Annotated in this window: 15 protein-coding genes; 3 read left to right on the top strand and 12 right to left on the bottom strand. The window is 37.6% G+C overall.

Going from position 1 to position 14,203, the window contains the following annotated elements; genetic code table 11:
• Positions 1-87: 87 nt before the first annotated feature.
• From IJ535_RS11405 to IJ535_RS11360, 10 genes are all read right to left on the bottom strand, one after another.
• On the bottom strand, positions 88-255 hold the full coding sequence (locus IJ535_RS11405; protein ID WP_294302870.1) for a hypothetical protein: 168 nt from the start codon (positions 253-255) through the stop codon (positions 88-90).
• A gap of 19 nt (positions 256-274) precedes the next feature.
• Positions 275-925, bottom strand: a complete 651-nt coding sequence (locus IJ535_RS11400) for a cell division ATP-binding protein FtsE (RefSeq protein ID WP_294302866.1) — start codon at positions 923-925, stop codon at positions 275-277.
• Complete coding sequence (locus IJ535_RS11395; RefSeq protein WP_294302864.1) at positions 922-1,224, bottom strand: STAS domain-containing protein; 303 nt, start codon at positions 1,222-1,224, stop codon at positions 922-924. Before IJ535_RS11395 ends, IJ535_RS11400 begins: the two co-directional genes overlap by 4 nt.
• 11 nt (positions 1,225-1,235) lie before the next feature.
• Positions 1,236-2,342, bottom strand: coding sequence for a phage tail protein (locus IJ535_RS11390; RefSeq protein WP_294302861.1), 1,107 nt, complete (start codon positions 2,340-2,342; stop codon positions 1,236-1,238).
• 10 nt (positions 2,343-2,352) lie between these two features.
• Positions 2,353-4,473 carry a baseplate J/gp47 family protein gene (locus tag IJ535_RS11385; protein ID WP_294302858.1) on the bottom strand — a complete coding sequence of 707 codons (2,121 nt, stop codon included), beginning with the start codon at positions 4,471-4,473 and terminating at the stop codon, positions 2,353-2,355.
• Between the two features lie 12 nt (positions 4,474-4,485).
• A complete protein-coding gene (locus IJ535_RS11380) occupies positions 4,486-4,650 on the bottom strand; it encodes a hypothetical protein (RefSeq protein ID WP_294302855.1) in 165 nt (54 codons plus the stop codon).
• Positions 4,651-4,730: 80 nt separating this feature from the next.
• Positions 4,731-7,535, bottom strand: a complete 2,805-nt coding sequence (locus tag IJ535_RS11375; RefSeq protein ID WP_294302852.1) for a hypothetical protein — start codon at positions 7,533-7,535, stop codon at positions 4,731-4,733.
• Positions 7,501-7,965: a GPW/gp25 family protein gene (locus IJ535_RS11370; protein WP_294302850.1), complete on the bottom strand. Its 465-nt coding sequence runs from the start codon at positions 7,963-7,965 to the stop codon at positions 7,501-7,503. The genes IJ535_RS11375 and IJ535_RS11370 overlap by 35 nt, the downstream gene beginning before the upstream one ends.
• Positions 7,966-7,975: 10 nt before the next feature.
• Positions 7,976-8,803, bottom strand: coding sequence for a phage baseplate assembly protein V (locus IJ535_RS11365; protein WP_294302847.1), 828 nt, complete (start codon positions 8,801-8,803; stop codon positions 7,976-7,978).
• Between the two features lie 18 nt (positions 8,804-8,821).
• Positions 8,822-9,976, bottom strand: coding sequence for a phage late control D family protein (locus IJ535_RS11360; RefSeq protein WP_294302844.1), 1,155 nt, complete (start codon positions 9,974-9,976; stop codon positions 8,822-8,824).
• Between the two features lie 118 nt (positions 9,977-10,094).
• On the opposite strand from IJ535_RS11360, the gene IJ535_RS11355 reads away from it, so the two are divergent.
• The 3 genes from IJ535_RS11355 (at position 10,095) to tnpC (ending at position 12,610) form a co-directional block, all read left to right on the top strand.
• Positions 10,095-10,460, top strand: coding sequence for a hypothetical protein (locus tag IJ535_RS11355; RefSeq protein WP_294302841.1), 366 nt, complete (start codon positions 10,095-10,097; stop codon positions 10,458-10,460).
• Positions 10,454-10,813 carry an IS66 family insertion sequence element accessory protein TnpB gene (tnpB, locus tag IJ535_RS11350; protein WP_294302838.1) on the top strand — a complete coding sequence of 120 codons (360 nt, stop codon included), beginning with the start codon at positions 10,454-10,456 and terminating at the stop codon, positions 10,811-10,813. Before IJ535_RS11355 ends, tnpB begins: the two co-directional genes overlap by 7 nt.
• A gap of 132 nt (positions 10,814-10,945) precedes the next feature.
• The gene (tnpC, locus tag IJ535_RS11345) at positions 10,946-12,610 is read left to right on the top strand and encodes an IS66 family transposase (protein ID WP_294302835.1); all 1,665 of its coding nucleotides are present in this window, start codon (positions 10,946-10,948) and stop codon (positions 12,608-12,610) included.
• A gap of 112 nt (positions 12,611-12,722) precedes the next feature.
• On the opposite strand, the gene IJ535_RS11340 is transcribed toward tnpC, so the two are convergent.
• Together IJ535_RS11340 and IJ535_RS11335 are read right to left on the bottom strand one after the other, a co-directional pair.
• Positions 12,723-13,142 carry a hypothetical protein gene (locus tag IJ535_RS11340; RefSeq protein WP_294302832.1) on the bottom strand — a complete coding sequence of 140 codons (420 nt, stop codon included), beginning with the start codon at positions 13,140-13,142 and terminating at the stop codon, positions 12,723-12,725.
• Positions 13,139-13,732 carry a hypothetical protein gene (locus IJ535_RS11335; protein WP_294302831.1) on the bottom strand — a complete coding sequence of 198 codons (594 nt, stop codon included), beginning with the start codon at positions 13,730-13,732 and terminating at the stop codon, positions 13,139-13,141. The genes IJ535_RS11340 and IJ535_RS11335 overlap by 4 nt, the downstream gene beginning before the upstream one ends.
• Between the last annotated feature and the right edge of the window lie 471 nt (positions 13,733-14,203).

Raw genomic sequence — 14,203 nt, 5'->3', positions numbered from 1 at the left:
CACCGTCAGGATTCATAGTCACTGCGACTACTTGTCTCCTGATGAATATGAAAAATTGTATGAAAGGGTGAAGTCTCTGTCAGTTGCTTAACTGACAGAACCTCTCATTTTAATTTGTACTAAATCTTGACGCAGGACCATTGGGATAGGTTCTTCTTCCACTTCCAAAGTAGCTTCAGCCACTAATTCATTCTCTTCTTCGTAGTTAGGTAGTTCTTCATTAAGGTCTGAAATCTTTGCGTAAACATCGCTCATATATCCTTCTCCTTATGTCTTAGCAAACCTCACTATTAATCTCTATAATCCTAGAGTCCTTGCAATCATACAAAATAGCGTCATGGGTAGATAACAAAATGGTAATTCCCTGGGCGTGGATTAACTCAAACAAATTCTTCAAATCCTCTGTAGCCTCAGGATCCAGGTTAGCTGTTGGCTCATCACAGATAAGAATTTTAGGACTATTAATCAAGGCCCTTGCAAGACACACCTTCTGCTGTTGTCCCCCTGAAAGCTCTAATGGATATCTGTTTAGCAATTCAGATATACCAAGCAGCTTTGCCATATTCCAAATTAACTTCTTAGAATCCTTCTTAGGTGCCCCAATCACCATTCTTGCTAACAGGATATTATCAAAAACAGTTTTATCCTTAAGCAATCTAAAATCCTGGAAAATTACTCCCAGCTGTCTTCTATATAAAGGAATTTCCCTGCTACGTATTTTCGATATATCTTTTTCAAACACATAGATTCGTCCTTCATCACATGCCTCGTCTAAAAGAAGCATATTAATAAGCGTAGTTTTACCGCTACCATTTGCCCCTTTTACAATTACAAATTCCCCTTTATCAATTTCTGCCGAAAAATCTGTAAATACTGTTGTATTTGTATTCTCGTATGACTTATATACATGTGAAAATGTAATCATGATTCTATAGTCAAAAGCTTATCAAACCCTGTTATCCTAAACACACTCATAACCGCTTCCTGAACATGAATAAGCTTAAGACTTCCTCCTTTACTCACTGCTGTCTTTTGGCCTAATAGAATAGCGCGAAGCCCTGCAGAAGACATATATCTTACATTTGCAAAATCTATTACAACATTCTTTTTTTGCTGAAAGGCAGTAAGAATATGCTGCTGTAATTCACTTGATGAAATTGAATCCACGTTTCCAGATATAGTTATCCAGATAGCCTCATCAACTAATTTTTCACTAATCTCCATGTTGCCTCCTCTTATTCGTCAAGTACTACATCATCAGCCAATATCATTCCAGAATCCAGTTCACCTACAGATTCTCCAGAAATAATTGCATTCATATCAAGATAAACTTCATCATCAAGGACTGCAGTATCCTTAAGCTGAATTAGATGAATCTTACATCTAAGTGGCTTAAACTGATTTAATAAATATAACAGCTGATGCCTGTCAGTCTCTGTTAGACTTTGTCTTATTAATATATTTACATCATATATTCCACCAGCTCCTATTTCAGAAAACTTCATATCTTCTTTTTCCATGTAGGATTTGATGGTATTGCTTTCAAGAATTATAGCCTTTTCCTGTAAAACAATTTCTATAATTCTTATAAGACAGGCCTTAGTGCCTTTTATACGATTAAGCTCATAGCCTTCTGTAACAATTTGTCGCATAGCCCTTTCTGTTAGATAATCACCGCTTACATCAATCCCTAACCACTTGGCATATATAGGAAGACACTCCACAGGACAGGTTTTAGGGTCAAGTAGCTCTGGAAGCTTCTCTATTTCATAGGAAAGGTCATTGTATATAGATGAAAAAATAGATAAGTATCTGTGAAAGAAGCTATCATTTTCCCTGTATATACTAGGAAAAGCATCTATAAAATTATCCCCTTTCATATCAACCCTGAGCCTATCGATATAGCCTTCTCCTGCACCTAATACCTCTATTGCAAGATACAAATATCGCCCTTGTAAGCCATATAGCAGGATGTCGTTTTTACCAACAAATCTCCTTGCATTTTCACCACTAAATATTTTCTTTTTTTCTTCATCAGGAAAATCATCAGCCCTTAAAACTGACATCAATTCAATGTCGTTTCCATCATCATCGTACCAGGTATCATAGTTGTAGGCTGCTGCATATACGTAAAGAACCATGTTCTCCTGCAAAGATGATATGAACGAAAAACGCCCCCATGTGGCATCCTCAGTTGCAGAATCAATCACATCCAAATAAAGCCTATGAATCCCTGTATTCTCATTAAAGAACAGGCTTCCACCATCATCAGAACTTTCAAAACCTGTAAGGAATGAGCGCTCTATTCTGTTTTTTCTTATTGTATAGTTTATCTGAGCCATACTTTTTCCCCTAGTCTTCAAATGTTACTGTTTCGATATGTATTTCTCCTGGATATAACAAACAATTTTTATCTGGTACTACATCTGCGTCACGCATCTTAGCCCCTGAAAGTGTCTTAGGTCTAAGTGATAAATCGTAGACATATTCAACACAATCAAGCATCTCTATAGCATGAAACAGTTCATCAAACTTTAACACTTCACCAAAGTTTTTCTCAGAATTAAGATAATCTATCCTCTCTCTTATAGTCTCTTCTATCATGGAGGATGCATTATCAAAATGGGTCTTTATATAAACTGTGGCATTAACATTCACTGGCATATAGATAGGTTGGATAAGCTCCACTCTGGTAGTAAGAAGCCTTCTTTCCTCAACACGCTCCTTTATTATCTTTTGGTATATATCAGATAACCTAGGAAATCCCTCATCTGTACCCTGCTTAACCGCTATCTTAACAAGATTTCTTTCCTCATCCATCTGTGCCTTTGCCTTATGAATACACAGTCCCGGTGTGGTAAGAACCAGATTCTCATAATCCTTTTCCGTAACAGCGGTATAAGGCTTTTCCATATCCATAAGAAAACGTTGTCTGACTGATTCAATTGTCTCCTTAAAGCATCCTCCTGTTCCAGCCACTGGATTAAAAAATGTAACTCCATCAGGAATATTATTATCATCTGGTGATTTTAAGATATTTCCTTCACGTATATTTCCTTCAGGTCCGTTATTTAAAGCTACTGCTGCAAGATATAAATCAGCCCCTATAAAGCGTCCAGCATCCTCTATGACTATCTTGCCATCATTTTCTAACAGATGATAAAACAATGAGCCATCATCAGAGTGCTCAGGCCTTACAAAATCATATATATATGCGCCACTATCATCCTTTCTTCTTGCTAATATACAAAAGCTGTTTCCTACAATATGATTATATGGCAGTTCAATCTCCTGATTATCATATCCAAGTACTGTTCCAATGGAATACTGCCTCATTACATCTTCTGTATATACAACCACTTTTACGCAATCACGGCATTTCTTAGGACCAATACCTCTCTTATTTTTATCAAATAATATTTTAAAATTGCCGTAATCGGTATGTTTGATATTGTAAAAACGTCCCTCTTCATTTGTGTCAGGATTGTATTCGTATTTACGATATGAATCCCCTTTCTCTTCTCTACAAAACACATCAACATAGGCTTCTTCTGTCATTTCACTAATCAGCTCTATTTCGGTGCTTCTACTAAAGCTATGACATTCGCTGATTGTATTTTTTTGCCATACTTCAAACAGGAAAGCATCAATAGAAACTACCTTTGGCCTTACATCATACTGGGCACTTTTAAGTCTGGCTCTAATGGCATAGCCTGGGGTTGGAGTACCCTCATAGATTGCTGCAGCTTCAGGCATCCATACTCTTATCTCTCCACTCATTAAAAAGGCATTGGTATTGTCCCTTGCATCCATGGCAACCCAGCCCTCATCTGTGTAGCATTCCCATACCACATCAGCAAAAAGCTTTTCTGTTTTGGCATCAAAAGCATTTCTGCCTATGCGCTTTTGAAGATTCACAAATAATGTAATTTCCTTACCAGCTTCAGGTAATTTATTTGCTATCAAATAAAGGCAATCTCCCGCAAAGGGCTGTTCACCAAATACAAGAGCCGGAAGCTTTATTTCCCTATCAAGCAGATAAGAAAAATCCAGATACTCTTCTTCATCCTCTAGCTTATTTGCCTTTTGTCCGTATATTCCTATTAATTTATTGTCATCAATCACTATTTCACGGTTAGTCTCAAAAACTATATTTCCAATGACAAATTTGTGGTTGGCAGGAATAGAAAATCTGCCTTCTACACCAGAAGTAGACAAAAGTAATCTGGCGCATCTACCTTTTTTTACTGAGAATCCCACCATTTTAAGTAGGTTTCTTCGAACTGCAAGTGGAATGTCATCCATTGAATCCTGCTGCAACGTAATAAAACCAACAAGCGTTTCCAATATGGTCATTGCTGGATCTGATGGATTAAAATTAGTCCATTCGCTGGTATATAGAGGAATATCTGTAACCGCCTCGGCCAGTCTTTCCTCATATGTTTTTTGTTCTTTTTCAACGTATGTCAGCATACTTGTCCCCTACTAATAGATTATATTCACCTTGTGTTTTCCACTCTTGCATACCATAAAAGGTGTAACTACTAAATCTCCTAAATCCATTTCATGCTCACCATTAGCATCAATATAATGAGCAATCATTACAGATTTCTTAACTATGGCACGGCTTTTTAGAACTGAAAGTCTCATTAGAATCTGAGGCTTCTTTGGTATCGTACCTATCTTCCAGCCTGCACCTGTGTTATAGCCTAAAGGATTAAGATAATCCTCTAAGCATTTTCCAGTAGTCCTTGAATTTCAAAGCTTTCATCTATTGTGACTACATTTACCCAAACATTTACTGAAATTTCCACATATATCGGCTCGACTATATGCAGTTTATCAGGAATAAGTGTCAATTCTGAGTTCTTAATCAGCTGGTTTTTAAGCCCTCCTACAATTCTGTGGAATGCAAAAGAACCTTCTGCATAATCCTTCATTAAAAGCAAAAAGGTTATTTGAGAATCATCCTCTCTGCCATCTATAGTCATTCCAATAATTCCTGCCACCTGATCAATGGTGTCAGAGTATGACATAATCGCCCTAATGAAATCATCCATAGATACAAAACGATTTCTTGAAGAAAGCATTCCTGCCCCTCTAAGTAAAGCGTTTTCTAATGTTTCGATATTGCTGCCGCCATATGCCTTTACAGGATTATATATTTCTCCAATAAAGTTAAGTGCACCAAGAGGCTCTGATATTCCAAATGCCTCTACATTTCCTTCTTGTCCATTGCAGCAACGGACTGTAAACCTGACTGATGTATTATCTGTTATTCGAGGCATCCATGTGTGTACCCCATCCCCAAATATCAGCTCATTAGTATACCTGTCTAGCACATACACTCTTTTGTCTTCTGAGGTTTCAAATCGTTCTACCTCTGTCCACTTAACAAAAAATGCAAGTATATTTCCACCATCATCAGCTTCTATCTGGTATTTTTCAGGTTCTGTCTCACATAAGTCTCTCATATCCTGAATAGAGAACCTGCCCATTTCGTTTACCCATACCTCGGCATCAAGCACATTAGTTGCACCTAGTGCAAAACGCATATTAGGAATTGCCTCTTCAATATATAAAGGCACCTGTCCCATTGTCTCTATATTTGATACCTGAACAGCATTAAGCACTACGTTTTCTATCTTAGGCAGCAATGATACATCTTCATCTGGAGCTTCTCTGTTTACCCTAAGGATTCTTATGTAATAGCACTTGTTTCTTTCAATCTCCTCCTGCTTCATATCAGAAGGTGGCATAAACATAACTACCCCTGACCTGGTAAAGTTCTCTGTATAATCAAGAACCTTTAAAGAACGCCATCCATCATGTCCCAAATATTCAAAATGGCACTTTATACCAGAGAATCTCACTCCATCCTGCAATTGAAACAAGATTGAAGCTGGACCATTTTCTATCTGTCCATGAAAGCCTAAATATAATGCATCTTCAATATAGTCACTTCTCTTTATAAGGGTGTAGCCCTTTTCCTCATATATTGAATCAGATATATCACTAACCTTTGCGTCATAATAAATTTCTGTTTTTGCTGCATTAACATATCTGTCTTCGTAGGTATAAGAAATCAGCAGATTCTTTACGATAGGATAGTGATGTACAGCTGGACGAATATAACAATTGTCGGCTTTAACTAGAGTTATCCTGATTGCTCTTCCTTCATTGGAGCCGTTTTCCGTTTCCTCCCAATCAGATGGGCAGGTAAACTCCAGCTCCACATGCTTTTTTATTTCTCCATAGAAAAGCATTCTGGTATCTTCTGAAAGCTGTAATTTTTTCCAGCCTGTACCAGTGAAATATTCAATTAAGATTTCCTGGGCATAGCAATCTGTAAATATTTCCTTTTGAGAGGATTTATTTCTGCGCTTTATAATCTTTAAGCTCTGTTCCTCTTCTTGTGTTGTTAGGGTTATTCTATTTTCATCAAAGAAAATATCAAAGGTTAAGGTTATCTTAGCCCCTACTTTGCTAAAGTATCTGTTATGGCAAATATAACATTCACTATAAAGAGATAGAGAGTCTGTAAATGGTGCGAAATTATTAATATCATAATCAGTTGAACCTGAGCTTACAGCCTCAGCCGGGGTGCTTTCTCCCTTAGATGAAAAGCTGATTCTCTTTACCTTCTTTGACTCTCTTGGTACTTTTTTTGCTATAAGAAGTAATCTTGTAAATCCGCTTTCACTATCCTTATTTAAAATAAATGTCTCATTATCTTCTAATAGGCGAACATGGTCGAATTCTTTAATTCCAGCTTCTTTATCTTCATAACAGAAGTTGTACAAACCATTTACAATATCAGTAACAAGCAGGCTGTTGCCTTCCACACGTACATATATATCATCCCTTCCAGTATCAAAAACATTAGGATGATAAAAGCACACAGCATTTCTTTCTATTCCACCTCTTTCGTTATAGAGTGTAAATGGCTTGAATTCCTCTATAAAAAAACTGTCGCTATTATCAATTTCTGCTATATCCTCTAATGGTTCTTCCTGGTCAGGATTTAATTCCTTTTTGTGAGGTCTCTCCCCTGGAAGTAGAGGCCTTGTAAATCTGCCAAGAAGTGGCACAATACTGCCTTCTTCTCCATCTGTCATAAAGGCTGTAGATATCCTGGATGAACTAACATACAAGCTATGGTCTGTTTCAAATACATAAGGCTCCTCGCCATTATCTGCCAACAGCTTGGTGCCCTTAGGGATAGCTGTGCCTGGCACAGTTTCAGACAGCATCTGCATAACAACAATAGAGCTTGCAGGCTTGGCAGCAAGAAGTGACATGTCAAGCATGTTTACAAACTCTGTATGATATCTGTCAAGTATGTTGTTTACCCGTCCAATATTGTCCTCTATACCCTTAGCATAGACCTTAGCTATAGCTGTTCCTATATCAGGGTTTTCGTAATCTGGTTCCCAGCCAGTTTCGTATTGACTGGCCAAATCACTTATCTTCTTCTCTATCAAAGAAGCATCCCTATTATCAATCTGTATACTCTTCAACTTCTTCTGGTTCATAATACTCAGGTTCTCCTTCTTCTACAGGCTCTTCATCTAAATTCAGATAAAACGGAAATACGAAGTTATCCTTGGTATTGGTACTGATTATGGTGTACTGCACATCAAAAAGTATTACTCCAGGCTGAGCGCCTTGCTCCATTCTTACATTTACCTCTGATATGCGAGGCTCCTGGGCCGTCACTTGTTCCCTAATATTTCTGGCAACCATATTTAGATTAGCCAGATTCATATCCATGAATGTATATGTCATTATATTAGAGCCAAATGATGGTCTAAGAGGTCTCTCACCAAGCCCTGTCATAAGTATTAAATATATAGATTCCTTTACACTTTCCTCTTCAGAAACTGTAACAAATCTTCCTGTAGCAGGATTGATTTGAGGTGGGAATTTCATTCCCTGCCCTAAGAATGTTTTATCTTGTGCCATAGCCATTCTCCTAACCTATCTTGATAGTAGCTCCTGTAATCTGAGTAAGCCCTGAAGCGTTTAATTTCATAGCTCCCTGGGTTTCTGCTGTAAACATTGCACCAGATAGATTCATCTTTCCTGTTGCCTGCTGTTGAATCTTACCTGTTGCATCTACAGAAAGGTCCTGACATTTAAGTGTTACCTTGCCGCTTTCTCCATTCATTACCAGAGTGATTTTGTCACCGGCTTTTATAGTTATTTTTCTTGCTGCTGTAATGGAAATATCTCCATTTTCAGTCTTCATCAGAACGTCAGCCTTACCCTCTTTATCCTTAATCTCTATTTGCTTTTTTTCATTATCAAGCTCTATACTGTGGGCTTCATCAGCTGTGTATACTCTTATCTTGTCCTTTGATCCATCTCCATCTCCGCCATTTTCATCTGCCACATCCTCAAACTCAATTGTAGAACCGTGTCTTGTTACAATACGCTTATGCTGATTCTTCTTGTGTTTAGCCTTTGACAAAAACTGATCTGTCGATTTTTGTATGCATCCAATAACATAAGGTCTATCAATAATCCCCTCTTCAAATACCACCAAAACCTGGTCACCAATTTCTGGCAGAAAATAATGTCCCCATTCACTGCCACCAGATGGCATTGCCATTCTGGCCCATTTCATTTCATTGGCATCTGCATCTCTGGTATGCAAATTCACGCATACTCTTCCGGGAAACTTTTCATCATAGTTGTTTACAACTTCCCCAACAACTACTCCAAATATTCTGTTTTCCCCAGTTTCAGTTTTGGTAATGGCTTTCTCGGAAACCTCTTCAAAAATATCAAAAATGGCCATATGCTTTACTCCTGTGTGTTAGGTTGATTCGCTCTGTTTGGCTGCTTTGCCAATGACTTTAGTAATATACTCACCATCTTTAGACATTGTATGTCTCACAGTTTGTACATAAAATTCATTTGAAATAGCTTTTCCAATTCCATCTATTTTGATAAATTTGCCTGGTAAAATATCTGGAAGACCTATCATCTCAAGCTCCAACGAACCATATCTATACATCATGTCCTCTAACAAATATCCTGCTCTAAAGCCTGCATCCTCTGCTGATGCAACAGTTGGGTCAATATATACGAATTTAGAGCCTGTTATAAGTGATTTAGCTTTATTTCCCTGGGATAATTTATTGCTATTTTTCTTAGTGGTTTTAAGCAGCTTGGCCTTTCCCACATCCAGTCCCCTTACTTCAACGCTTTCTGTTAAGCCTGTGATATCATATTCCACATTAATGCTTTTTATATTGGCACTAGGGCTTATCGTTATCTGGTTTTCTTTATCAAGCTTGGCTGCTCTAAAATAAACTCTGCCACCTAATACAAAGAATTCGTAATTAAATTTTTTAGCTACTCTTGTGACAAACTCATAATCACTTTCACCAACCATCTCTATCATCTTGTCTGTCTCTTCTTTTCCCTGTTCACCAGATGAAGGATTCTTATCAGGGGTGTCGCCTATTTCATAGCTCAAAATTACTCCATCATTTTTTAGAGATTCATATACCCCTTGTTTAAATATTTCTTTCACAGCCTCTGAATAGCTTTTAGCTTTAATTGCCTTGTGATAACGATTAGCCATCATTACTGCCTTCACATCCATGGCTGTAACAAGAATGTATGGGGCTTCCCCATCCTCAATAACAAAATTAACTCTTGTAATTACACCCCTAAAAACTTCTGTAACCGTAAGATTGTAGCCCATTAATATCTGAACATAAGAGCCTATCAGCACATAGTTTTTTATCACATCAAATTCAAACTGGGTATCTTCATAATCATAGGCATTATATATACCAAAGCTTGCCTGAGATGCCTCAAACCCAGCTGTCAAATCAACTGTTACATTTGATATAGCAAATGAGCGCTTACCATCTGTGATAGCTTTGTCATTTACTTTTACTTGTATAACAGGTAAATCAAAATTACTGTATTTTGATGTTTTAAGGTTTTCGTAATCCATTTATACCAGTCCTTTTTCGCCCATTTTCATCATAGCTTCTGCAGTCGTAAACGTACAAGCAATGACACATTTTAAAATCACCTTTTGAATGCCATAATGGCTTTCGGAGGTGTTTTTTATGTCTTACACAAAATATAATTGGAAAAATCTTTATGAAGAATTCCTTACTACAAATCTTTCGCCGGGAGCTTTTGCAAAGGAAAAAGGCCTTCCCTCATCATGCGCATATGCTCAATTCAAAAAACTTGGATACAAGCCAGATCCAATCAAGTCTAATAATCGTAAAAAGAAATCAGAGGATGATATCGAAGAAGTAAATATAGTACCTGTTGAGATTGTTCCTGCAAAACCAGTTCAGAAAACCTTGCCTCAAAAGGCTGCTACCATATCTCTTAGTATTGGTAGTGCTACTATTCATTTGGAAGAAGGTTTTAACAAGGCCTTACTAAAGGATACTTTGGAGGTGCTTCAAGAAATATGTTAAGAATGACCCCATCATGCCCTGTCTATTTAGCAGTAGGTCCTACGGATTTACGAAATAACATTGATGGTCTATCTCTAAAGATACAAATGAAATTCAATCTTGATCCCTTTGAACCAGCAATGTTTGTTTTCTGTAATCGCGGTCGTAATAAACTTAAGATTTTGTTCTGGGATAAGAACGGTTTTTGGCTTTACTACAAAAGACTAGAATCAGGTACTTTCAAGTGGCCTCAAAAGGTCGACAACAAGAAAATTCTTACGGTTACAGAACAACAATTATCCTGGATTTTAGACGGTCTAAATCTTGAAGAAAAGGGAGCTCATAAAGAGGTCAAAGCCAGAAAAATCATCTAAAAATCCACTTATAAAACCTAATAAAAATCAAGTGAAAAAGGTCTGAAAAACAACGATTTTTCAGGCTTTTTTACTATGTTTTTCTATCTGCTGACAATAGATATTTAGCCTTATTTTTGAGACAATATTTACATGAGTAATAAGTTGAAAAAAGACGTCATAGACCTCTCTAAGTTTTCTAGAGATGAGCTTGAGGAAGAATATTTAAAACTGTATATGAGATGTGCTCAGGCTGAAGCTAAAGCTGACAGATTTCTTGAGGAATTTAAGATTGCTCAGCAAAAGCGATTTGGAAAGTCTTCTGAGAAAAATATCACTGGTCAGATGTCTTTAGATGACTTTAACTTTTTTAATGAAGCTGAGACATCAGCAAGTGAGGCCTGTGAAGAACCAAATCTTGATGATGTAATAAATAAACAGCAGGGTGACGAGAAAAAGAAGAAAAAACGTAAGGGCAAGCCATCACGAAAAGATTTATCCGGCTTGGAAGTTAAGATTGAGGAATTTAAGCTATCTGAAGCTGAAATGATTTGTCCAAAGTGTGGTGGGCCACTTCACTTTGTTAAGACTACTACCCGTGTAGAAATAGTAATTGAAGAACCAAAGGTTTATGTTAAGAAGTACGTGACCAGCCATTATGCTTGCAGAGCCTGTGAAAAGAATGATAAAGGCACTTTTGTAACAGCGTCAGGAGCTCCAAAAGAGTTATTCAAAAACTCTCCAGCATCACCATCCGTTGTTGCTGATAGTATTACAAAGAAATATAGTCTTGCATTACCTTTTGATAGAATTGCAAAAGATTACGAACAAAAAGGTATTCCTATAAGCAAGGGAAACATGTGTAAATGGTCAATCATGGCAGCCGAGAATCATCTTGCGCCTATAGTTGAGGTTATGAAGGATACTCTTATGGAAGAGGATGCTATTCACTGTGACGAGACCTATTCCCGAGTTGTAAATCAGGATGATAAGGATTCTAGCAGTAAGCCGTATATCTGGGTCACAACTACGGCTGAATATCAGAAAGATCATCCAATAGCTATTTATAATTATCGACCTGGAAGATCTGACATGGATTGCAGAGAGGTTCTTGGAGATTACAGCGGATATGTCATGTGTGATGCTTATACCTGCTATGACTCAGTTCTTCATACCAACAAAGAGACTGGCGCGCCACCACTAAATATAAAGCCAGTTGCCTGCATGGTTCATGTGAAGCGAGGTTTTGTAGACGCATTGGCAGGTGTAGAAAAGAAAGACTGGCCAAAAACATCTGCGTATCTTGCCGCAGCAAAGGTGGCGAACCTCTTCGATATAGATAATAAGATTGAATACTCCACTTATGAGGAACGAAAAGCCAAGAGACTTGTCGAGCTCAAACCAGCTATGGAGGAATTCTTTGCGTGGTGTAAAAAAGAAAAGGAATTAACCTTGCCAAAATGTAAATATGGTGAGGCGCTTACCTATGCCATAAATCAAGAAGAGAAAGCTATGCGACTATTTGAAGATGGTCGATTAGAGTTAGATAACAACATGGCAGAACGAACAGTAAAGCCATTTGTTATTGGACGTAAAAATTGGATGTTTCATGATACAGTAAATGGTGCAAAGGCTAGCTGCATTATATACAGCATGGTTCAGACTGCAAAAATGAACAATCTTAATGTAGACGAATATTTTAAATACATTTTGGAAAGCTGTCGTGGTAAGAAAACGCTCACGAAAAAAGATGCAAAAAAATTTTTACCATGGTCACTAAGTTTACCAAAGAATCTAAAAAATCCAGCAAAGGCTTAAAATAGCCTGTCGCTGGATTTTTTTATGTCATTGTATGTGTCATTGCTTGAACGTTTACCAACTGTCTATCATCTACTATCAAAGTTTTCATATCTACCAATCCCCAAATACACTACAAACCAGCTACGAAGCTATAGCTTCCCTTTTGACTACTATCTTTCCATATCAATTCTTCTCCCTGTTTTTTAATACTTCCCTTTGTTTTCTCCTTCACAGTTTCCTCTGTGAAATCCCCATATTCATTGTAGGTAAGCTTTCTCAGCTCCCCATCCTTATAGGAAAGCTTTTTCTTATCACTTACACTTGTGAATTTAAAATAGTAAATGGTGCTATCATCATTTTCTATACTTATTTCACCAACATATTTATCATTATCGTCTAAATAGATATCCATAGATGCATTTTCAGATACGTAAATCCCACTGAAATCATCCACGACCTTTTTATCATCCCCCTTAACAGTTGGAATCTGGCATCCAACAAAGATTATCAATACTACCAGTGCAAAAATTCCACATACTAATCTTTTCATTCAAACAATTCCCCCGCCTTGTCCAAGGTAATATATTTTAAGTCCTCAGGATATTCATCCTCCGGCACCTCAGTAAAGCTTAAATACATTTTTGAAACAAAAGCAAAACTTCCATCCTCTAGCTGAATCAATGTACGATACTTTGTACTATCAATTGCATACCCTGATTTTCCTACCTCAATCTCCCCTAATATATTAGCCTTTGAAACAGGGTCATCATAAAGATTCAAGGAATCATAATCTATCTTTTTAACCGTATATCTATAATATGGACCAGGCCTAATCTCTCCCTTATCCTCCTCGCTGACCTCCTCTGGAGGTGTCTCCTTTTCATCAGGTATTATCTCCGTTGGTGCTTCATCCACAGGCTCTTGGACCGGCTCTTCTTCCGGTTCTTCCTCAACCACAGGCTCTTTTTCAGCCTCTTCCTTAGCCAAATCCTCGCTAACTTCCTCGGCCACTTCCTCAGCCATCTCACTTTCCGCTACGTCAGCAGCCTCCTTCGTAATATCATACAAATAATAGCCAATAGCTCCCGCCGAAAGCACCAGATACGCTATAAATATTCCTATTATAAATTTTTTATTCATAATAAGCCCTCACCATACAATCATCCTCATAAAGACTCCAAACTGATTTTAACATTTCTAAAAATTACCTTTTATAATTTTCACATAATTTTCATTATTTCGCGCATAATTTCACACATTTAACTTTCCGCCCATTATATTGCTCATCAATTCCCCTCCCTGCCCCCTCCTAGGGTATGTGGATTTAACAGTGGGCCGGCTTACGTCACTGCCTGGGCTTGCTGCTTGCATTTGAGATGCGCCCACCATGGACTCAGCCAACGCCCCTAGCTTATTGCATCATTGGAGAAGAATTGCTGATTTTCTTAATGCCACAAACGAGCATACGTCACGTGTCCTTTCATGGCTTTGACTATTCGAAGGCACTGTATGTATCTCGCAGACACTTGTTAGGTTACTTAATAGCAGTGGCGGCAATATTAGTATTAATTGCATTCATATTACATTCGCCAAGTAGAATTAAAAGCAGTT

This window comes from Pseudobutyrivibrio sp. (genome assembly GCF_017471675.1).
In the GTDB taxonomy this organism is placed as follows: domain Bacteria; phylum Bacillota; class Clostridia; order Lachnospirales; family Lachnospiraceae; genus Pseudobutyrivibrio.
Note: the sequence above shows the minus strand (reverse complement) of the source record. Positions and strands in the feature narration are given on the sequence as shown.